This is a genomic window from Paenibacillus sp. EKM212P (assembly GCF_011066115.1).
In the GTDB taxonomy this organism is placed as follows: Bacteria; Bacillota; Bacilli; order Paenibacillales; family Paenibacillaceae; genus Paenibacillus; species Paenibacillus polymyxa_B.
On record NZ_JAAMNR010000069.1, the window covers coordinates 1 to 277 of the forward strand.

General features: G+C 54.5%; 3 tRNA genes. All 3 read left to right on the forward strand.

Going from position 1 to position 277, the window contains the following annotated elements:
* The first annotated feature begins 10 nt into the window (after positions 1–10).
* The 3 genes from G9G54_RS25045 to G9G54_RS25055 all read left to right on the forward strand — a co-directional run bounded on the left by G9G54_RS25045 (position 11) and on the right by G9G54_RS25055 (position 277).
* Positions 11–84, forward strand: a tRNA-Met gene (locus G9G54_RS25045).
* Between the two features lie 27 nt (positions 85–111).
* Positions 112–188, forward strand: a tRNA-Asp gene (locus G9G54_RS25050).
* A 13-nt stretch (positions 189–201) separates the two neighbouring features.
* Positions 202–277, forward strand: a tRNA-Thr gene (locus G9G54_RS25055).

Here is a 277-nt window from a genome sequence, read left to right on the forward strand (position 1 = left end):
TTATTACTGTCGCGGGGTGGAGCAGTTCGGTAGCTCGTCGGGCTCATAACCCGAAGGTCGCAGGTTCAAATCCTGCCTCCGCAATTACTTTCAACTAAGAGAGTTGCCTCTGGAACCGTGGTGTAGAGGCCCAACATGCCTGCCTGTCACGCAGGAGATCGCGGGTTCGAATCCCGTCGGTTCCGCCATTTAACTTGATATGCCGGTGTAGCTCAACTGGTAGAGCAACTGACTTGTAATCAGTAGGTTGGGGGTTCAAGTCCTCTCGCCGGCACCA